The 19376-nt window shown below is 71.1% G+C and carries 19 protein-coding genes; 5 read left to right on the top strand and 14 right to left on the bottom strand.

Going from position 1 to position 19376, the window contains the following annotated elements; genetic code table 11:
- Nucleotides 1–59: 59 nt before the first annotated feature.
- From era to ACFFRH_RS21060, 7 genes are all read right to left on the bottom strand, one after another.
- A complete protein-coding gene (era, locus tag ACFFRH_RS21090; protein ID WP_344742678.1) occupies nt 60–980 on the bottom strand; it encodes a GTPase Era in 921 nt (306 codons plus the stop codon).
- 17 nt (nt 981–997) lie between these two features.
- A complete protein-coding gene (locus tag ACFFRH_RS21085; protein ID WP_344742680.1) occupies nt 998–1330 on the bottom strand; it encodes a cytidine deaminase-like protein in 333 nt (110 codons plus the stop codon).
- A gap of 182 nt (nt 1331–1512) precedes the next feature.
- On the bottom strand, nt 1513–2145 hold the full coding sequence (locus ACFFRH_RS21080; RefSeq protein WP_344742681.1) for a hypothetical protein: 633 nt from the start codon (nt 2143–2145) through the stop codon (nt 1513–1515).
- Nucleotides 2146–2745: 600 nt separating this feature from the next.
- Nucleotides 2746–4047: a hemolysin family protein gene (locus ACFFRH_RS21075; protein ID WP_344742682.1), complete on the bottom strand. Its 1302-nt coding sequence runs from the start codon at nt 4045–4047 to the stop codon at nt 2746–2748.
- Entirely contained in the window at nt 4044–4526 is a 483-nt protein-coding gene (gene ybeY, locus ACFFRH_RS21070) for an rRNA maturation RNase YbeY (RefSeq protein ID WP_344742683.1), read from the bottom strand. The genes ACFFRH_RS21075 and ybeY overlap by 4 nt, the downstream gene beginning before the upstream one ends.
- A gap of 132 nt (nt 4527–4658) precedes the next feature.
- The gene (locus tag ACFFRH_RS21065) at nt 4659–5726 is read right to left on the bottom strand and encodes a PhoH family protein (protein ID WP_344742684.1); all 1068 of its coding nucleotides are present in this window, start codon (nt 5724–5726) and stop codon (nt 4659–4661) included.
- Between the two features lie 92 nt (nt 5727–5818).
- Entirely contained in the window at nt 5819–6169 is a 351-nt protein-coding gene (locus tag ACFFRH_RS21060) for a histidine triad nucleotide-binding protein (protein ID WP_344742705.1), read from the bottom strand.
- A gap of 283 nt (nt 6170–6452) precedes the next feature.
- Here ACFFRH_RS21060 and ACFFRH_RS21055 point away from each other — a divergent pair, with 283 nt between their 5' ends.
- A complete protein-coding gene (locus tag ACFFRH_RS21055) occupies nt 6453–6932 on the top strand; it encodes a SigE family RNA polymerase sigma factor (RefSeq protein WP_043655278.1) in 480 nt (159 codons plus the stop codon).
- Between the two features lie 226 nt (nt 6933–7158).
- Here the strand turns inward: ACFFRH_RS21055 and ACFFRH_RS21050 are convergent, their stop codons facing one another.
- The 4 genes from ACFFRH_RS21050 to hrcA form a co-directional block, all read right to left on the bottom strand.
- A complete protein-coding gene (locus ACFFRH_RS21050) occupies nt 7159–7605 on the bottom strand; it encodes a hypothetical protein (RefSeq protein WP_344742685.1) in 447 nt (148 codons plus the stop codon).
- A 153-nt stretch (nt 7606–7758) separates the two neighbouring features.
- Entirely contained in the window at nt 7759–8490 is a 732-nt protein-coding gene (locus ACFFRH_RS21045; RefSeq protein WP_344742686.1) for a 16S rRNA (uracil(1498)-N(3))-methyltransferase, read from the bottom strand.
- Nucleotides 8491–8655: 165 nt separating this feature from the next.
- The gene (gene dnaJ, locus ACFFRH_RS21040) at nt 8656–9798 is read right to left on the bottom strand and encodes a molecular chaperone DnaJ (protein WP_344742687.1); all 1143 of its coding nucleotides are present in this window, start codon (nt 9796–9798) and stop codon (nt 8656–8658) included.
- Nucleotides 9799–9812: 14 nt separating this feature from the next.
- Nucleotides 9813–10826, bottom strand: a complete 1014-nt coding sequence (gene hrcA / locus ACFFRH_RS21035; protein ID WP_344742688.1) for a heat-inducible transcriptional repressor HrcA — start codon at nt 10824–10826, stop codon at nt 9813–9815.
- Nucleotides 10827–11008: 182 nt separating this feature from the next.
- Between hrcA and ACFFRH_RS21030 the strand changes: the two genes are divergently transcribed.
- Genes ACFFRH_RS21030 through ACFFRH_RS21020 form a run of 3 tightly spaced genes read left to right on the top strand, consistent with a single transcriptional unit; the run spans nt 11009 to nt 13430 of the window.
- The gene (locus tag ACFFRH_RS21030) at nt 11009–11776 is read left to right on the top strand and encodes a hypothetical protein (protein WP_344742689.1); all 768 of its coding nucleotides are present in this window, start codon (nt 11009–11011) and stop codon (nt 11774–11776) included.
- A 58-nt stretch (nt 11777–11834) separates the two neighbouring features.
- Complete coding sequence (locus ACFFRH_RS21025) at nt 11835–12650, top strand: DUF3097 domain-containing protein (protein ID WP_344742690.1); 816 nt, start codon at nt 11835–11837, stop codon at nt 12648–12650.
- A gap of 24 nt (nt 12651–12674) precedes the next feature.
- Nucleotides 12675–13430 carry a DUF4870 domain-containing protein gene (locus tag ACFFRH_RS21020; protein ID WP_344742691.1) on the top strand — a complete coding sequence of 252 codons (756 nt, stop codon included), beginning with the start codon at nt 12675–12677 and terminating at the stop codon, nt 13428–13430.
- Nucleotides 13431–13533: 103 nt separating this feature from the next.
- Here the strand turns inward: ACFFRH_RS21020 and hemW are convergent, their stop codons facing one another.
- Nucleotides 13534–14745 carry a radical SAM family heme chaperone HemW gene (gene hemW / locus ACFFRH_RS21015; RefSeq protein WP_386158854.1) on the bottom strand — a complete coding sequence of 404 codons (1212 nt, stop codon included), beginning with the start codon at nt 14743–14745 and terminating at the stop codon, nt 13534–13536.
- A gap of 194 nt (nt 14746–14939) precedes the next feature.
- On the bottom strand, nt 14940–15563 hold the full coding sequence (locus tag ACFFRH_RS21010) for a hypothetical protein (RefSeq protein WP_344742693.1): 624 nt from the start codon (nt 15561–15563) through the stop codon (nt 14940–14942).
- Between the two features lie 481 nt (nt 15564–16044).
- Here ACFFRH_RS21010 and ACFFRH_RS21005 point away from each other — a divergent pair, with 481 nt between their 5' ends.
- The gene (locus tag ACFFRH_RS21005; protein WP_344742694.1) at nt 16045–17340 is read left to right on the top strand and encodes a glycoside hydrolase family 18 protein; all 1296 of its coding nucleotides are present in this window, start codon (nt 16045–16047) and stop codon (nt 17338–17340) included.
- Between the two features lie 93 nt (nt 17341–17433).
- Here ACFFRH_RS21005 and lepA read toward each other — a convergent pair whose 3' ends face one another.
- Complete coding sequence (gene lepA / locus ACFFRH_RS21000) at nt 17434–19269, bottom strand: translation elongation factor 4 (protein WP_344742695.1); 1836 nt, start codon at nt 19267–19269, stop codon at nt 17434–17436.
- Between the last annotated feature and the right edge of the window lie 107 nt (nt 19270–19376).

Below are 19376 nucleotides of genomic sequence, written 5' to 3'. Positions count from 1 at the left end.
GTAGAACCGTGCTTGGGAGGAGGCCCAGCTCGTGGCACCGCCCTTGGGAGGGGCGGCCGTCAGTCGTAGAAACCCAGGCGGCGGAGCTGCTTGGGGTCGCGCTGCCAGTCCTTGGCGACGCTGATGCGCAGGTCGAGGTAGACGCGGGTGCCGAGGAGCGCCTCGATCTGCTGGCGGGCGCGGCTGCCGACGTCCTTGAGCCGGGAACCCTTGTGCCCGATCACGATGGCCTTCTGGGACGGGCGCTCGACGAACATGTGCGCGTAGATGTCGAGGAGGTCGTCGCGGCCCTCCCTGGGCATCATCTCGTCGACGACGACCGCGATCGAGTGCGGCAGCTCGTCGCGTACGCCCTCCAGGGCCGCCTCGCGGATCAGCTCGCCCACCAGCACCTGCTCGGGCTCGTCGGTGAGCTGCCCGCCCTCGTACAGCGGCGGGCTCTCCGGGAGGCGCCGGACCAGCACGTCGGCCAGCACGTCGAGCTGCTCTCCCGACTGCGCGGAGACCGGGACGATGTCGTCGAAGTCGGCGAGCTGGGAGATCGCGAGCAGCTGCGCGGCGATCTGCTCGCGGCTCGCCAGGTCGCACTTGGTCACCACGGCGACCACCGGGGTCTTCTTGACGCCGGCGAGCTTCTCCGCGATGAACCGGTCGCCCTTGCCGATGGGCTCGTTGGCGGGCACGCAGAAGCCGATCACGTCGACCTCGGTGAGGGTGGAGAGCACCAGGCTGTCGAGCCGCTCGCCCAGGAGCGTGCGCGGCCGGTGCAGGCCCGGCGTGTCGACGATGACGAGCTGGGAGTCGGGGCGGTGCACGATTCCGCGGATGGCCCGGCGGGTCGTCTGGGGCTTGGAGGAGGTGATCGCCACCTTCGTGCCGACCAACGCGTTCATCAGCGTGGACTTGCCGACGTTGGGCCGGCCGACGAAGCAGGCGAAACCGGCATGGAAATCAGCAGCTGAGGAACTCACGTCAACCATTGTCGCCGATGTCGGGCTCAGCTCTGACGCGGTGTCCCGTCGGGACCGGCCACGAGCACGGCCTCGCCGCCCAGATCGCGGACCGCCCGCGTGTCGGCGTCGGAGGGCCCGTCACCCGCCGTGACCAGCGCGGCGGCCTCCAGCGACTCCGCTCCGCTGGACACGGCCATCGCCACGGCGACCTGGAGCGCCGACAGGGTCAACGACGGCAGCGCCACGTTGGTCGCCGAGTACGTCCGGCCGGTCTCGTCCCGCACGGCGGCCCCCTCGGCGGCGCCGTTGCGGGCACGGGCGGAACGGGCCAGCACGATGATCTTCTTGTCCTCGGGGTCGAGGGTCACGTCACTCACGGCACAAGGGTATTCAGCCCCCGCCCCCCACGGCGACCCGGCCTCGCCCCACGCGGCGCTTCCCATCGCACAGAGGCCCCTGGCGGCCTCGCCCACGACGGTGCTCACTCAAGCGGTGCTCTCCCCCAGACGGTGATCCTCACGTCGGGCGGAGCGGCCTCCCACGCCCGGACGCCGGCCTCCTAAGCGCCGGCCTCGTCGGCCTCATCGGCCTGACCGACCTGGTCGACCTGGTCGACCAGCAGGCGGGCGAGCTGCCCGGTGCGCGCCGCGTCGACGTCCCTGACCCCGGCGTGCACCAGCGAGATCAGGGTGTGGCCGCTGAGGGCGAACACCAGATGGATCTCGTACGGGTATCCGTTCAGCCTGCCGTTCAGCCGCCTGGCCTGCACCCCGTCACCGACCCAGCCCAGGTCCAGGTCGGAGACCCTGAGGGCGGTGCCGCGCCCCGCGACGGGGGCCCGCGCGACCGGGCAGCCGCCCAGCGCCTCGGCGAGCTCGCCGAAGTGGAGCGCCGCGTCGTCGCCGCCGTAGGAGGCGAGGCCGAAACCGGCCAGTTCCCCGACCCCGTCGCCCTGGTAGGTCACGGCGGCCCGCGCTCCCAGCGCCCGCTTCGGCGGCCTGCCTCCGGCGGCGTCGAGGACGAGCCGGCAGTCCTCGTCGACGGCCTGGAAGGGGGCGCGCCAGCCGTTGCGCGGGCGGGCCGAGAACCCGTCCGGCAGGTCCCGCGCCTCGCTGAGCACCCCGCGCAGCCGGTTCAGCTCCGCGGCGCGGTCCGTGGCGTCGTCGGACCCCGCCTCACCACCACACCCCACCAAAGCGCTCGATATAAGCCCACATAACACCGCAAAAACGACAAAGCTCGTTCCCCGTGCCATGAGCATTCCCCCGATGTCATGGGCGAGGCGTCCCGTCCCCACCGACTCGCTTTCTTCCCCGTCGGCAAAAGCGGCAATCATTCAATAAACGCCTAAGGGTGCCCTCAACCGCATTTCACGGTCGAGAACACCCTTGAGCGAGTGACGCAGAACAGCCTCGGAGCCCTGCGTGACTCTGTCTCCCCCTGGAGCCGATCCCCCGCACCGCGAACCCCTCCGGGCGCCGGGACCTTCTCCACCGGCTCCCGCGCGACCGGGTGCCGTGAGAAGCATCGCGCGCCCCGCTTGCAGGAGGCTTGCGGACGGCTTGGGAACGGATCGCCCACGGGATCCCCCCGGACCCGCCCAGTGGAATCGCCCGCCCGGAGCCCCGACCGGACCACCCACCGGGATCACCCGCTCCGAGCCGCCCGGACCCGTTCGTCAAGATCGTCGGCCCTGGGTCACCCCGCCGGGATCGCCCTTCCGGATCCGCCTGTCCCGAACGATCCCGGGCGATCCCCGGCGACTCCGGGCCGCCACGGCGGCCCGGGGTCCTCACTGTTCGGCGGAGGCCGGGACCGAGTCGGGCTCGGCGGGAATCGCCCTGGTGACGAGGACCGTGCCGATCCGGTTGCGGCGTCCGGCGAGGCTCTCGGCCGTCAGGCTGAGCCCCTCCACCACCGCCTGGGAACCGGCGATCGGCACCCGGCCCAGCGCGTGCGCCAGCAGTCCGCCGACGGTCTCGACGTCGTCGACCTCCAGCTCGATGCCGAACAGGTCCTCCAGGTCTCCCACCGGGAGCCTGGCGGTCACCCGGACCGCGCCGTCCTCCAGCGGCTCCACCCTGGGCGCCTCCTGGTCGTACTCGTCGGCGATCTCACCGACGATCTCCTCCAGGATGTCCTCGATGGTGACCAGGCCGGCCGTGCCGCCGTACTCGTCGATCACGATGGCCTGGTGGATCTGGCGGGCCTGCATCTCGCGGAGAAGCTGGTCGATCGGCTTGCTCTCCGGCACGTAGGTGGCCGGGCGCATGAGGGACTCCACCGGCTCGGCGCGCCCGTCGTCACCGGTGTCCTGCACCCGGCGCGCGATGTCCTTGAGATAGGCGATGCCGATGACGTCGTCCTCGTTCTCGCCGACCACGGGGATCCGCGAGAAACCGCTGCGCAGGGCGAGCGAGAGGGCCTGGTTCAGGGTCTTGCCGCGCTCGATGAACACCATGTCGGTGCGGGGCACCATGACCTCGCGGACCAGGGTGTCGCCGAGCTCGAAGACCGAGTGGATCATCTCCCGCTCGTCGGGCTCGATGACCCTGCGCTCCTCGGCCAGGTCGACCAGGTCGCGCAGCTCGGCCTCGGAGGTGAAGGGCCCCTCGCGGAAGCCCTTGCCCGGCGTCACGGCGTTGCCGAGCAGGATGAGCAGCTTGGGCAGGGGGCCGAAGATCCGGGTCAGGCCGTACACCAGGGGCGCGCTGGCGAGCGCGATCGGCTCCGCGTGCTGGCGGCCCAGCGTGCGCGGGGAGACCCCGACGATCACGTAGCTCACGACGATCATGACGGCCGCCGCGGCGGTGTAGGCCCAGCCCTGGTCGCCGAGCCAGTCGATGAAGAGCAGCGTGGCGATCACCGTGGCGACCAGCTCGCAGCTCAGCCGGAGCAGGAGCAGCAGGTTCAGGTAGCGGGGCGGGTCGGCGACGATGGCCTGCAGGCGCTCCGCGCCCCGGCGTCCGTCGCGGACGAACTCCTCCGCGCGAACCCTTGAGATGCGGGTCAGGGCCGTCTCCGCGCTGGCGATCAACCCGCCGACCACGACGAGGACGACGGCCGAGAACAACCACCCGTTGGCGAAGTTCACCGCTGGGGGCGCACCTCCCGCCACGACTCCAGAAGCTCGCCCTGCAGGCCGAACATCTCCTTGTGCTCCTCGGGCTCGGCGTGGTCGTAGCCGAGCAGGTGGAGGATGCCGTGCGTGCACAGCAGCTCCAGCTCGGCCTCGGTGCCGTGCCCGGCCTCGGCCCCCTGCTTGGCGGCCACCTGCGGGCAGAGCACCACGTCACCGAGGAGCGCCGGGTCGGTGGGCGCGTCGCCCTCCTGCCTGGCGCCCGCGCCGGGACCGGGGCGCAGCTCGTCCATCGGGAAGGCGAGCACGTCCGTGGGACCCGGCTCGCCCATCCACTGCTCGTGCAGCACCGACATGGCCTCTTCGTCGACGACCAGGATCGACAGCTCGGCGAGCGGGTTGATGCCCATCCGCTCCAGCACGTGGCCCGCCAGCGAGACGATGAGCCCCTCGTCGATCTCGACGCCGGACTCGTTGTTGACCTCGACGCTCATCGGCCGTTCCCCGCTCCCCGCTCGCCGCGCGACCGGTTCGTACCACGCGACCCGGTCCGCTTCCCGCGCCGGAGTCGCTCCGTGCTCATCGCTCGCTCACCACTTCTCGACCGGCCGCCGGCCCGTCCGCTCTCATGATCTCCCCCGGGGGCGCTGCTTGACCACGCCCTTGATCTGCTCCACCGCGCTGCTCTGGCGCTGCGTCTCGTCGTAGCGCCCGTAGGCGTCCACGATGTCTCCCACCAGCTTATGCCGCACCACGTCGGCACTGGTCAGGCGACTGAAGTGGATGTCGGAGATGCCCTCGAGGATGTCCTGGACGACCCTGAGGCCGCTCTGGGTGCCGTTCGGCAGGTCGACCTGGGTGACGTCACCGGTGACGACGATCTTCGAGTTGAAGCCCAGACGCGTCAGGAACATCTTCATCTGCTCCGGCGAGGTGTTCTGCGCCTCGTCCAGGATGATGTAGGCGTCGTTGAGCGTACGGCCGCGCATGTAGGCCAGCGGGGCGACCTCGATCGTGCCCGCGGCCATCAGCCTGGGGATCGAGTCGGGGTCGAGCATGTCGTGCAGCGCGTCGTAGAGCGGGCGCAGGTAGGGGTCGATCTTCTCGTAGAGCGTGCCCGGCAGGAAGCCCAGCCGCTCGCCCGCCTCGACCGCGGGGCGGGTGAGGATGATCCGGTTGACCTTCTTCTCCTGGAGGGCCTTCACCGCCTTCGCCATGGCGAGGTAGGTCTTGCCCGTGCCGGCCGGCCCGATGCCGAAGACGATGGTGAACTTGTCGATCGCGTCGACGTAACGCTTCTGGTTCACGGTCTTCGGGCGGATGGTCCGGCCCCGCGAGGAGATGATGTCCAGGGAGAGAACCTCGGCGGGCCGGTCGGAGGTCATCCGCAGCATCGCGATGCTGCGCTCGACCGCGTCGGCCGTGAGCTGCGCGCCCCCGCGGACGAGTTCGGACATCTCCTCGAAGAGCCGCACCACGGTGCTGCTCTCCTCGGGGCTGCCGGTGACGGTGATCTCGTTTCCCCGGACGTGGATGTCGGCGCGGAAGGCACCCTCGATGACGCGCAACAGCTCGTCGCGCGAGCCCAGCAGGCTGACCATCGACTGATCGTCCGGAATAACCACCTTCGCCTGGGTCCGGCTGGCACCCCGGGACCTCGGCGGCGTTCTGCTGGAATCGTTTGTCTCGGACATGAGCGGGCCTTACGGCCTGTTCGCCTCCAGATATAGGCGCGGAACTTCACCGCCATGCTAGCCGCGATCGCCGGGATCGCGCCTACCGGTTTTCAGCCGGGCGGCCACCGCAGGTCGCGCCCGCCGATCACGTGTCCGTGCACGTGGAAGACGGTCTGGCCGGCCGCGGGCCCGGTGTTGAACACCAGCCGGTAGCCGGGCTCGGCGATCCCCTCCTGCTCGGCGACCGCGTGCGCGGCCTTGATCACCTCGTCGGCCAGGCCGTGGTCGGCGGCGGCGAGGGCCGCCGCGTCCCGGTAGTGGCCCCTGGGGACCACCAGCACGTGGGTCGGCGCCTGGGGGTTGACATCGCGGAAGGCCAGCACGCGATCGGTCTCGTAGACGATCTCCGCGGGAATCTCCTTGGCCACGATCCTGCAGAACAGGCAGTCGGCTTCGCTCACCATGCAGGCACCTTACCGCTGAGGACGTTGCGAATCGGTGATGGTTCCCGTCCGCAAACAAAGATCCGCCCGGATATGGTGGGTGTGCAAAACTTCAACCACGACAGCCCTTTGCGCGCAGCAATATATGGCCGCCTGGCGAGGACACGACTGGGTCATGCCCCCTAATGAACCGGAAGAGCGTAAACCCTCTGGGAAGGCCAAGCGTCCCACTGATGTGACCACCGAGACCCTCGTGGCCGACAGGTCGCTCGGGGCGGTGCCCGTCGGATGGGATGCCGACATGGCCGTTACCGCGCTCTACAGCGCGCACTATCGGTCTCTTGTGCGTCTCGCCGTCCTACTCGTCCGTGATATGGCAACCGCGGAGGAGGTCGTGCAGGACGCGTTCGTCGCCATCCATGGCGCCTGGCGCCGACTGCGCGACACCGACAAGGCACTGGCCTACCTGCGACAGTCGGTCGTCAACCGATCACGTTCGGTGCTTCGGCATCGGGCGGTCGTCGAGAAGTACGCGCCCAAGGGCATGCCCGACGCGCCGAGCGCCGAGAACGGCGCGATCGGCGAGTTCGAGCGCTCCGCCGTCATCGAGGCGCTCCGTGGGCTGCCCGCACGCCAGCGGGAGGCCCTGGTGCTGCGTTACTACGGAGATCTGTCCGAGGCGCAGATCGCCCACGCGATGGGCATCAGCAAAGGCGCGGTCAAGAGCCACACGGCTCGCGGCATGGCCGCCCTACGAACCTCACTGGAGCAACTGTCATGACCGACTCCCCGGATGAGTACGGCGAGCTGCTTCGCCGCGCGCTCAGCGCGGAGGCGAACTCGGTCGTTCCCTCCCCGGACGGGCTGGAGGTGATCCGCGGCCGCATCGAGCGGCGCGGGATCCGCCGGCTGGTGTGGTGGCGCGCCGGAGCCTCCGTCGCGGGCGCGGTCCTCGTCGCGGCGACCGTCGTCATGGTGGTTCCCCAGTTCCGCGAGGAGGTGGGCCGTCAGGTGAGGACCGAGTGGGTCAAGTTCGCCGAGTCGACCCCGCCGGTCGACGGGTCCGCCACCTCACGTCCCCCGGCGCCCGATCCGCAGCCGCCGTCCGGCCACACCTCGCCCCCGGCCGTCAGCAGGTCGGGTCCCGGCGCCACCATGCTTCCGCCGAGGCCCACACCGTCCAGGAGCGCGGCGCCCAGCGCGCGGCCGACCTCCAGGACGACCCAGCCGACGACGGCCCCCAAGCCGGCGCCGGCGCCGACCCCCACCTGCCCCACCCCCCTCGACAGCCCCACCGTCGAGCCCGGCGGGATCGTCAGGAGGTGCGAGGAGATCGAGGCGACACCGACGCCGACGAGGACGAGGCCGCCGGCCCCCTCGGAGAGCCCGTGCTCATCCGACGCGTGCGCGCCGTCGGGCGACGTGTCGCCCCCCATGCCGACGGAGGCGAGCACCCTGGCTCCGTCCCCCATCCAGAGTTAGCGCGGTGACCGGTCACGGTGATCCCTGACCGGCTCTCCCCTTCTTCGCCCTCGTTCTTCGCGGGACGGCTTCCCGGGCGCCTCCGGAAAGGCCGGAGAGTGGCCCGGTCGCACCCCCGCGGGGTGTCACCAGCGGCCGCTGCGTGTCTGGAGCACCGCCGCCGCGACGACCCCGGCCGTCGAGGTGCGCAGCACCGTCGGCCCGAGCAGCGCCGGCACCGCCTTGGCCTCACGGAAGGCGGCGATCTCCTCCCCCGACACCCCGCCCTCGGGGCCGACCACCACGACGATGTCGCCGACGGCCGGAAGGGACAGGCCGGACAGCGGGGCGGCGGCCTCCTCGTGCAGCACCACGCCCAGCGCCGCCGCCGACAGCAGGGCCGCGACCTTCGCGGTGGACGCGAGCTCCGTCACCTCGGGCAGGTGGAAACGGCGCGACTGCTTGCCCGCCTCGCGCGCCGTGGAACGCCAGCGGGCCAGCGCCTTGGCCGCCCGCTCGCCCTTCCACTGGGTGACGCACCTGGCCGCGGCCCAGGGGACGATCACGTCGACCCCCGCCTCGGTCATCATCTCCACGGCCAGCTCGCCCCGGTCGCCCTTGGGCAGGCCCTGGACCACGACCAGGCGCGGTGACGGCACGGGCACGTCGTGGCGGCGCAGCACCTCGACCCTGAGCGAGTCCCTGCCCGCCTCGGTCACCACGCACTCGGCGACGGAGCCCGCCCCGTCGGTGAGGTCGAGCCGCTCCCCCGCCCGCAGCCGCCGTACGGCCGCCGCGTGGCGCCCCTCGGGGCCGCCGAAGACGAACGCCGGCCTGGCCAGGTCGGCGGGGTCGGCGAGGAAGACCGGGACGGTCATGGGCCGTCGGAGCCGGCCCGGCCGGGGCGCCTCGTCCCGGAGCCGGCCCGGCCCGGGTGACACGGACCGGAGCGGACCCGGGCGGGACGCCCCCGCCGGAGTCGAGCCGGGCCGTGCCCGCGCGGCCGGGCCGGTGAGCGGGCCTGGTCAGCGGCGATCGAATGGTCAGCGGCCATTGAAAGCGTCCCGCAGGCGGGAGAAGAAGCTCTGCTGCCCGGGGGCGAACTTGCCGGGCGGGCGCTCCTCGCCGCGGAGCCTGGCGAGCTCCTTCAGCAGCTCCTCCTGCTCGGCGTCGAGGCGGGAGGGGGTCTCCACGTTCACGTGGATCAGCAGGTCGCCGCGCCCCGTTTCGTTCAGGCGCTGGACGCCCCGCCCATAGAGCGGGATCGTCTGGCCCGACTGGGTGCCGGGGCGGATGTCGAGCTCCTCGGCGCCGTCGAGCGTCTCCATGGTCAGGATGGTGCCGAGCGCGGCCGCGGTCATCGGGATCTGCACGGTGCAGTGCAGGTCGTCGCCGCGCCTCTCGAAGATCTCGTGGGGACGCTCGACGATCTCCAGGAACAGGTCGCCGGGCGGGCCTCCGCCCGGGCCGATCTCACCCTCGCCGGCGAGCTGGATGTGGGTGCCGTCCTCGACCCCGGCGGGGATGCGGACCTTGATGGTCCGCCGGGTGCGGACCCGGCCGTCGCCGGAGCACTCCTGGCAGGGGTTACGGATGATCGACCCGAAGCCGCCGCACTGGGGGCAGGGGCGGGAGGTCATGACCTGGCCCAGGAAGGACCGGGTGACCTGGGACACCTCGCCCCGGCCGTGACACATGTCACAGGTGTCGGGGTGGGTGCCGGCCGCGGCGCCGGAGCCCGTGCAGACCTCGCAGACCACGGCGGTGTCGACGACCAGCTCGCGGGTCGTGCCGAAGCCCGACTCGCGCAGGTCGAGCTCGACCCGGATGGTGGCGTTGCGCCCGCGCCGGGCGCGGGAACGGGGGCCGCGGCCACCGCCGCCACCGGCCGCGCCGAAGAAGGCGTCCATGATGTCGCTGAACGGGAAGCCGGCGCCGAAGCCCCCGGCCCCCGCGCCGCCACCCGAGGCGAACGGATCGGCACCCATGTCGTACATCTGCCGCTTGCTGGAGTCGGACAGGACCTCGTAGGCCTGGGTGATCTCCTTGAAGCGTTCCTGGGTCTCGGGGTCGGGGTTGACGTCGGGATGCAGCTCGCGCGCCAGGCGGCGGTACGCCTTCTTGATCTCTTCCGCACTGGCGTCACGGCGCACCCCGAGGGTGCCGTAGTAGTCGCTCTTAGCCACTTTTCGTTGACCTCTTATGATGCAGCCAGGATCTGGCTGACGTAGCGTGCCACCGCGCGCACCGCGCCCATCGTGACCGGGTAGTCCATTCGCGTCGGGCCCAGCACACCGAGCCGGGCCAGTTGCTTGTCCCCAGAACCGTATCCGGCGGCGACGATGGACGTGCCCTGGAGTCCGGTGTAGGGGTTCTCCGAGCCGATCCGCACGGTCAGCGCGGAGAGGTCGGAGGTCTCACCGAGCAGTCGCATGAGCACGACCTGCTCTTCCAGGGCCTCCAGCACGTCGCGGAGCCCGACGGTGAAGTCGGCTCCCGCGAGGTTGGCGGCCCCGGCAAAAACGATCTTCTCATCATGCCGGTCCACCAGGGACTCCAGCAGCACTGACAGGATAGTGGCAGCGAGCGGCCGGTCCTCCGTGGGCAGCCGCTCGGGCAGGTCCGCGACCTTGTCGGGGACGCTGGTGAGCCCGCACCCGTCGAGGGAGGCGTTGAGCATCGCGCGCAGATGGGCCACGCGCTGCTCGTCGACGACGTTGGGCAGCTCGACCACGCGCTGCTCGACCCTGCCGGTGTTGGTGATGAGCACGAACATCAGCCGGCGCTCGCTCAGCGGCACCAGCTCGACGTGCCTGACCGTCGAGTGGGTCAGCGTGGGGTACTGGACCACGGCGACCTGCCGGGTGAGCTGGGCGAGCAGCCGCACCGTCCGCATGACGACGTCGTCGATGTCCACCGCGCCGGCGAGGAAGCTCTCGATGGCCTTGCGTTCGGCGCTCGACAGGGGTTTCACCTGCGAGAGCCGGTCGACGAAGAGCCGGTAGCCCTTGTCGGTGGGCACCCGGCCGGCGCTGGTGTGGGGCTGGGCGATGTAGCCCTGCTCCTCCAGCACCGCCATGTCGTTGCGGATCGTCGCCGGGGACACCCCCAGGTTGTGCCGATCCGCGAGTGCTTTCGAACCCACCGGCTCGTTGGTGGACACGTAGTCCTCGACGATGGCGCGAAGCACGGCGAGCTTTCGGTCGTCGACCAACGTGGTCACCTCCCTGCCTGCGTTCAGAGGGAAACACGAGGTTTGGCACTCTGTGTTCCCGAGTGCCAAGTGTACGGCCCCGGTGCGGAAGGCGCGATAAGCAAGAGCTGCGGATGATGACGGCAAGCCGTTGTCAAGTCAACTGCTATCGCGATCCAAGCGGTACCCACCACAATTTGGGCATGTCCAACGATTTCGGTTCTTATCCGGGCGACGCCTCCCGCGGCCCCGGTCACGGCGGCCCCCAGCAGCCGTATGGCCAGCAGCAGTACGGCCAGCAGCCGCAGTACGGTCAGCAGCCCCCCTCCTACGGTTACGCGCCTCCCGGCTACGGCGCCCCCCAGGGACCGCCGCCGCCCAGCGGGAAGATCAAGCCTGGTATCGGGTGGATCGTTGGGGTATGGCTGCTCGCCCTGGTCAGCATCGTCGTCGGCATCGGCGGCTTCGCCGGGGGCATCTTCAACGCGGTCACCGACGCGGCCCCCACGAAGACCTTCGCCCCGGGCGAGGCCGCGACGGTCAGGATCGACCCGGCGGACAAGCCCGCGATCTACGTCGCCACGGGCGGTCCCACCAAGTTCGAGTGCACGCTGAAGGGCGGCACGGGCACCCCCAGCCTGCAGAAGCCGGACCTCCAGCAGACCGTCGCGGGGTCCGACGGCGTCACCTGGGAGATGGGCCTGCGGGTCGGCGTGGACCAGGCGGGCGACTACCAGGTCCAGTGCTCCGCCGACCCCGCGGAGGGCACGACCTTCGGCGTGGGCAAGGAACTGGCCGCCGACTCGCTGGTGGGCGGGGTGCTCGCCCTGTTCGTGATCCCCGGCGTCGGGATCCTGCTCGCCATCGTCGTGACGATCGTCGTCCTGGTGAAGCGGAGCAACGCCCGCAAGCGCCGGGCGGCCGCGGTGCCGGTGGGGCAGTGGGGACAGCCGGGACCCTACGGCAGGTGACGGTGGTGTTTGCTAGCGTCCCACCTGATCCCCGGCGAGAGAGGGTGGGCGGTCGGTGATGTACGAGCGTGACGTTCTGGCGGGAGACTGGCGGCGCCCGCGCAGGGGGACGATCCCCCAGGTGCCCGCGGAGCTCGACCTGGTCGTCGAGGACGCCGACGGCGGCTTCTGCGGCGCCGTGGTGGCCTGCGACAAGGAGGCCGTCACCCTGGAGGACCGCTTCGGGCGGCGGCGGGTGTTCCCGCTGGAGCCGGCCGCGTTCCTGCTGGAGGGCGAGGTGGTGACGCTCGTACGGCCCGCCGCCGCGCCGCGCGGCCCCAGGCGGAGCGCGTCGGGCTCCATCGCGGTGGAGGGCCTGCGGGCCCAGGTCGCCAGGGAGAGCCGAATCTACGTGGAGGGCGTGCACGACGCCGCGCTCGTGGAGAAGGTGTGGGGGCACGACCTGCGGGTCGAGGGGGTGGTCGTGGAGTACCTGGAGGGGGTCGACCACCTGCCCTCGATCGTCGAGGAGTTCGGCCCGGGGCCGGGGCGGCGGCTGGGCGTGCTCGTCGACCACCTGGTTCCCGGTTCCAAGGAGAGCCGGATCGCCGCGCGGGTCTCCTCACCGCACGTGCTGGTCGTCGGGCACCCGTTCGTGGACGTCTGGCAGGCGGTCAGGCCGCACGTGCTCAAGATCCCCTCCTGGCCGTCGGTGCCGCGCGGCGTGCCCTGGAAGGAGGGCGTCGTCGCCGCGCTGGGCTGGAACGTGGAGCCCGCCACGGCATGGCGCCGCATTCTCGGATCGGTCACGACATATGCCGATCTGGAGCCTGAGCTCCTCGGCCCCGTCGAGGAGCTGATCGACTTCGTGACGGTTCCCGGCGAGGATGGCTAGGCCGTCAACCCATCAGGAGGGGACATGAGCGAGAACCCCGAGGACCCGCCGGGCGACGACCGGACCCGGCGCGTCGGCGACCCCCAGCCCGGCCACACGTGGCCGGGCCAGAGCGCCCCGCCCTCCAGCGGGGGACACGGCCGGCCGGGCCAGGAGACCGGCACGCCCGGCCGGGGATACGGCCCGCCGGATCCGGGATACGGCCGGCCCGGCCAGGAGTACGGATCACCCGGTCAGGGACACGGGCAGCCCGGCCAGGGACACGGGCAGCCCGGCCAGGGGTACGGCCGACCGGACCCGAGGTACGGGGGCTACCCGCCGCCCGCCTCCCCGTACGACGCCGGCGGCTACCAGAACGGCCACCGGGGAGGCCCGCAGCCCGGATACTCCCAGTACGGCGTCTACGGCTCCCCGCCGGGATACGGCTACCCGGCCCCACCGGGCACGTACGGCGCGCGGCCGGGCAGCGACGACACCACCATGGCGATGCTCGCCCACCTGCTGGGCCTGCTCACCTCCTTCGTCGGCCCGCTGGTGCTCTATCTGGCGAAGAAGGACGAGTCTCCCTACGCCCGCGACCAGGCCGCCGAGGCACTCAACTTCCAGCTCACGGTGCTGATCCTCTACTTCGTCTCCTGGATCCTGGCGTTCGTGTTCATCGGTTTCGTGCTGATGTTCTTCCTCTGGATCGGGTCGATCGTCATGGCGATCGTCGCCGCGGTGGCGGCCAACCGGGGAGAGAGATACCGCTATCCGGTGAACATCCGCTTCGTCAGCTGACCTGCCCGGGTCCCGGGCGGAACCTCGAAGCCTCGAACGAGGTCCCGGGCGGAGCCTCGGGCGAGGTCGCGAGCCGGGTGCCGGCGAGCGGGTGGACGGAGCCTCAGGTGAGATCGCGGACCAGGGCGTCGGCCAGCAGGCGGCCACGCAGGGTGAGCACCGCGCGGCCCGCCTTGAACGGCTCCACCTCCAGCAGGCCGTCGGCCAGCGCGCGGGCGACCACCGGGGGGCGTTCCAGCTCCGCGAGCGGGAAGCCCCGGACGAGCCGCAGCTCCAGCATCAGCCGTTCCACCGCCCTGTCCCGGGGACCCAGCACCTCGCGCGCGTGCGCGGGCGAGGTGCCCGCGGCCAGCCGCTGGGCGTAGGCCGCGGGGTGCTTCACGTTCCACCAGCGGGTGCCGCCGACGTGGCTGTGCGCCCCGGGGCCGACGCCCCACCAGTCGCCGCCGGTCCAGTAGAGCAGGTTGTGCCGGCAGCGCCCGGCCTCCGAGGTCGCCCAGTTGGACACCTCGTACCACTCGAACCCCGCCTCGGCCAGCATGGCGTCGGCGATCAGGTAACGGTCGGCGGCCACGTCGTCGTCGGGCATCGGGAGCTCGCCGCGCCTGATCCTGGCGGCCAGCTTCGTCCCGTCCTCGACGATCAGCGAGTACGCGGAGACGTGGTCGGGGCCCGCCTCGATCGCCGCGGCCAGCGACGCGCGCCAGTCGTCGTCGCTCTCCCCCGGTGTGCTGTAGATCAGGTCGAGGTTGACGTGGTCGAACCCCGCCTCCCTCGCCTCCCGTACCGCCCGCGCCGGGCGGCCGGGGGTGTGGCGGCGGTCCAGCACCTGGAGCACGTGCTCGCGGGCGCTCTGCATCCCGAAGCTCATCCGGTTGAACCCGCCCGCGCGCAACTCCGCCAGGTAGGCGGGGTCCACCGACTCGGGGTTGGCCTCGGTGCTCACCTCGGCGCCGGGTGCGAGCCCGAACTCCTCCTCGATCGCCCGCAGGATCCGTACGAGGTCCCCGGCGGGGAGCAGGGTGGGGGTCCCCCCGCCGAAGAAGACGGTCTCAACGGGAAGGCGCGCGTCGCCGAGGTTGGCCCGCGCCCGGCGCACCTCGTCGACGGCGGTGTCCGCGTAGTCCTTCTGCGACGCGCCGGGGCCGAGCTCGGAGGCCGTGTAGGTGTTGAAGTCGCAGTAACCGCAGCGGGTCACGCAGAAGGGGATGTGGACGTAGAAGCCGAAGGGCCGCTCGCCGAGCCCGGCGAGCGCGCTCTCCGGCAGCTCACCCGAGGCGGGCACGGGATCCCCGTCGGGAAGTGTGGATGGCACGCCCCAAGTCTGCCGCCTCCTCCGCGATGCCCGGTACGCCGAGGTGCGGTACTCGGGGGCGCCGGGGATCCGGTGCTCGGCAGCGCCGGGCGGCCCGGAGCCGAACCACCGGAGGCCCCGGCCCCGGCCTGCCCCTCGTGCCGCGGGCGAGGGCCGCGCCGCGTGCCGGATCGCCTCCTGCGGGCTCTCGGGCGTCAGATCTCGTGCTCGTCGCGCACCGGCAGGCCGTATCTCCGGGCGAGGGGGTTCCACAGTTTCAGGAAGCCCCGCTTGGCCGTGGTCGCCTCGCCGGAGAAGGCGAGGCCCCGCCGGTAGTCGTCGTCGCCGCTCCAGGCCCGGTCGCATTCGGCCTCCTGGCGGGTCGCCCAGGCGAGGAACGCCTCGTCGGCGTCGAACGAGGCGGTCAGGGCCCTGATGAGGCGCGCCTTGACCGCGTCGCCGCCGTCGAGCTCGCCGGTGTCCAGCGCGTTGACCTGGACCACCTGCTCGCGGCGGGCGGCGGTGATCCGCTGGAGCGTGGCGAGCCCGGTGGCGGTGCCCTCGCAGGAACGCAGCTGATCGAGGGCCGAGCCGAGGCCCGATCTGGAACCGCCGCTGTCGGCGAGCAGGGCGTCGAGGACCCTGGCCTGGGTCTCGGCGTCCCGGGGCCCCTGGGGGGCGCGCCCCGCCGCGGGCGTCCCGGCCTCGGCCGCCGCCCGGTCGCCGGCCGTCGTCGCCGCCCCGATGCCGCCCGCCACGGACGTGGGGCCGTCTCGTGGGGCGAGCCAGAAGGCTCCGGCGGTGACCAGCGCCATCGCGAGGACCGTGACCGTCGCCACCAGTGGCCAGACCTTGCGATCCCCACGGGGCGGCCGGTCCCGGCCCCGGTCCGGTGGCGTTGGCGGCGCCGAGGGCGGGTCCCCCACCGGGGGGCGCCAGGGCCGCTCTTCCGGGGGGAGGTGCTGCTGCCAGTCGGCGGGATCCTGCCGCCACTCCTCGGGCGGGACGCGGGACCCGCCGGAAGGAGCGCCCCGCTGGGGCTGAGCCGGTGGGACCCGGGCCGACGGGGACTGGTCCGGCGGAGGCTGACCCCGCGTCGGCACCCCGCACCTGGGGCATCGCGACAGCCCGCGCACAGGGGTGCCACATCGGTTGCAGAACGCCTGCTGCTCCATGCCTTACCAAGTTAGCCGAAGCGTCCCGCCGTCCACCGGTCAAAACGCCGTTGGCCGTTGACGGCCAGATCACGCAGGTCTACGATCCGGGGAAACTTAAAGGAAAGTTTCCTATAAGTTACTATTCCAAGCAGTGGAGAAGCCCGTGCAGAGACTCCTCCGTAAAGTGATCGCGGCAGCCCTCGCCGCGGGTCTCGCGGCGGTGGCCCTACCGGCCCCGGCCCAGGCCCGAGCACCCCAGGGATCCCAGGGATCCCAGGGACACGGTGACCGCTACAAGCGGGTCGCCTACTTCATCCAGTGGGGCGTCTACGGCCGCAACTACCACGTCAAGGACATGGAGACCAGCGGCGCCGCCGCCAAGCTGACCCACATCAACTACGCCTTCGGCTTCGTCAACGCCGGAGGCGACTGCTACTCCCCCGACCCGTGGGCCGACTGGCAGCGCCCGGTGCCCGCCGAGCAGAGCGTGGACGGCGTCGCCGACGCCGAGGGCCAGGCGCTGAACGGCAACCTGAACCAGCTGAGGAAGCTCAAGGCCAAGCACCCGGGTCTCAAGGCGCTGATCTCCCTCGGCGGCTGGACCGGTTCGAAGTACTTCTCCGACGCGGTGCTCACCCCCGAGGGCCGCGCCAAGCTCGCCTCCTCCTGCATCGACCTGTGGCTCAAGGGCAACCTGCCCGGTACCGCGGCCGGTACCGGGGCGGGCGTGTTCGACGGCATCGACCTCGACTGGGAGTGGCCCGGCTCCTCCGGCGAGGTCGGCAACATCATCCGTCCCGAGGACAAGCGGAACTTCACCCTGTTCGTCACCGAGCTCCGCCGCCAGATGAACGAGTTCGACCGGCGTACCGAGCTGACCGCCTTCCTGCCCGCCGCCGCCGCGAAGATCGACGCCGGCTTCGAGGTCCGCGACGTCTTCAGCCAGCTCACCTTCGCCACCGTCCAGGGCTATGACCTGCACGGCTCGTGGGAGACCGTCACCGGCCACAACGGCAACCTGTTCACCGACCGGCGCGACCCCAACCCGGTGAAGTACAGCGTGGACCAGACCGTCCGCGACTACCTGACACGCGGCGCGCCCGCCAAGAAGATCGTGGTGGGCGTACCGGCGTACGGCCAGGGCTGGACCGGCGTCACCGGCGGGAAGAACGGCCTGTACGGCACCGCCACCGGCCCCGCTCCCGGCACCTTCGCCGCCGGGAGCGAGGACTACAAGATCCTCGCGAACAAGCCCGGCAAGCGCTACCGCGACCTGCTGACCGGGACCGTGTGGCTCTACGACGGCAACGAGTTCTGGTCCTACGACGACCCGGCCTCGCTGCTGCAGAAGGCGGCCTACATCCGCCTGAAGGGCCTCGGCGGCTCGATGATGTGGTCCATCGACCAGGACGACACCAGGGCGTCGCTCACCTCGGCGCTCTACAGCGTCCTGCGCTGATCGACCCTCTCATACCGGGCGGGGCCGCGTGATCTGGGTCATCAGCGGCCTCGCCCGCACGTTTCCGCCCCCGGCCGGCCGGGGGCGGGCCGCCTACTTCTTCTTGTCCGTGGAGGACTCGGTGGACAGCGCGGCGACGAACGCCTCCTGGGGCACCTCGACGCGGCCGACCATCTTCATCCGCTTCTTGCCCTCCTTCTGCTTCTCCAGCAGCTTGCGCTTGCGGGAGATGTCGCCGCCGTAGCACTTGGCGAGGACGTCCTTGCGGATGGCGCGGATGTTCTCACGCGCGATGACCCGGGCACCGATGGCCGCCTGGATCGGCACCTCGAACTGCTGCCTGGGGATGAGCTCGCGCAGCTTCTTCGCCATCTCGACCCCGTAGGCGTACGACTTCTCCCGGTGGACGATGGCGCTGAAGGCGTCGACGGCCTCGCCCTGGAGCAGGATGTCGACCTTGACCAGGTCCGACTCCTGCTCGCCCGAGGGCTCGTAGTCCAGCGAGGCGTAGCCGCGCGTCCGGGACTTCAGCTGGTCGAAGAAGTCGAAGATGATCTCACCGAGCGGCATGGTGTAGCGGATCTCGACACGGTCCTCGGACAGGTAGTCCATGCCCTGCAGGTTGCCCCGGCGGTTCTGGCAGAGCTCCATGATGGCGCCGATGAACTCCGAGGGGACGAGCACGGTCGTCTTGACCATCGGCTCGAAGACCTTCTCCACCTTGCCGGTGGGGAACTCCGAGGGGTTGGTGACGACGACCTCCTTGCCGTCCTCCATGATCACCCGGTAGACCACGTTGGGCGCGGTGGAGATGAGCGAGAGGTTGAACTCGCGCTCCAGCCGCTCGCGGACGATCTCCATGTGGAGCAGGCCGAGGAAGCCGCAGCGGAACCCGAAGCCCAGGGCCGCGGAGGTCTCCGGCTCGTAGTCCAGGGCGGCGTCGTTGAGCTGGAGCTTGTCCAGGGCCTCGCGGAGGTCGGGGTAGTCGTCCCCGTCGATCGGATACAGGCCGGAGAAGACCATGGGCTTGGGGTGCTCGTACCCGCTGAGCGCCTGGAGGGCCGGACGTGTCACGGAGGTCACCGTGTCACCGACCCGCGACTGGCGGACGTCCTTCACGCCGGTGATCAGGTAGCCCACCTCGCCGACGCCGAGCCCCTGGTCGGCGATCTTCGGCTCGGGCGAGATGACGCCGATCTCCAGCGTCTCGTGGGCCGCGGCGGTGGACATCATCAGGATGCGCTCACGCTTGCCCAGGTGGCCGTCCATCACCCGGACGTACGTGATCACGCCGCGGTAGGTGTCGTACACCGAGTCGAAGATCAGCGCGCGGGCGGGCGCGTCGGCGTCGCCGACCGGGGCCGGGATGTTCGCCACCACGTGGTCCAGCAGCTCGCGGACGCCGATGCCGGTCTTGCCGGAGACCTTCAGCACGTCCTCCGGCTCGCAGCCGATGAGGTGGGCGATCTCCGCGGCGTACTTCTCCGGCTGGGCGGCCGGCAGGTCGATCTTGTTGAGCACCGGGATGATCGTCATGTCGTTGTTCATGGCCAGGTAGAGGTTGGCCAGCGTCTGCGCCTCGATGCCCTGCGCGGCGTCGACCAGCAGGATCGCGCCCTCACACGCCTGGAGCGACCGGGAGACCTCGTAGGTGAAGTCGACGTGCCCGGGGGTGTCGATCATGTTGAGGACGTAGTCGGTGTCGCCGACCTTCCACGGCAGCCTGACCGCCTGCGACTTGATCGTGATGCCGCGCTCGCGCTCGATGTCCATCCGGTCGAGGTACTGGGCGCGCATGGAACGGTCGTCGACCACTCCGGTGATCTGCAGCATGCGGTCGGCGAGTGTCGACTTGCCATGGTCGATATGCGCGATGATGCAGAAGTTGCGGAGCACAGCGGGGTCGGTCTGGCCAGGCTGAATGCGCACCGGGGTCCGTTTCAACAGATTGATGACGATCACACGGCTGGCATGCCAGCCGTCTTCCATGGTGACATGTCCGGGTGATTGCCCGGACCAGAGCACGGCGCGGCCTG

Source organism: Streptosporangium vulgare, from assembly GCF_042428775.1.
Lineage (GTDB): Bacteria > Actinomycetota > Actinomycetes > Streptosporangiales > Streptosporangiaceae > Streptosporangium > Streptosporangium vulgare.
Note: the sequence above shows the minus strand (reverse complement) of the source record. Positions and strands in the feature narration are given on the sequence as shown.

Excerpts from the sequence above, each read along its gene's own strand:
- ACFFRH_RS21025 (WP_344742690.1), top strand. The coding sequence starts at position 11,835 with ATGTACGAGCGTGACGTTCTGGCGGGAGACTGGCGGCGCCCGCGCAGG.
- era (WP_344742678.1), bottom strand. The coding sequence starts at position 980 with ATGGTTGACGTGAGTTCCTCAGCTGCTGATTTCCATGCCGGTTTCGCC.
- ACFFRH_RS21055 (WP_043655278.1), top strand. The coding sequence starts at position 6,453 with ATGGCCGTTACCGCGCTCTACAGCGCGCACTATCGGTCTCTTGTGCGT.
- ACFFRH_RS21020 (WP_344742691.1), top strand. The coding sequence starts at position 12,675 with ATGAGCGAGAACCCCGAGGACCCGCCGGGCGACGACCGGACCCGGCGC.
- ACFFRH_RS21065 (WP_344742684.1), bottom strand. The coding sequence starts at position 5,726 with ATGTCCGAGACAAACGATTCCAGCAGAACGCCGCCGAGGTCCCGGGGT.
- ACFFRH_RS21030 (WP_344742689.1), top strand. The coding sequence starts at position 11,009 with ATGTCCAACGATTTCGGTTCTTATCCGGGCGACGCCTCCCGCGGCCCC.
- ACFFRH_RS21045 (WP_344742686.1), bottom strand. The coding sequence starts at position 8,490 with ATGACCGTCCCGGTCTTCCTCGCCGACCCCGCCGACCTGGCCAGGCCG.
- ybeY (WP_344742683.1), bottom strand. The coding sequence starts at position 4,526 with ATGAGCGTCGAGGTCAACAACGAGTCCGGCGTCGAGATCGACGAGGGG.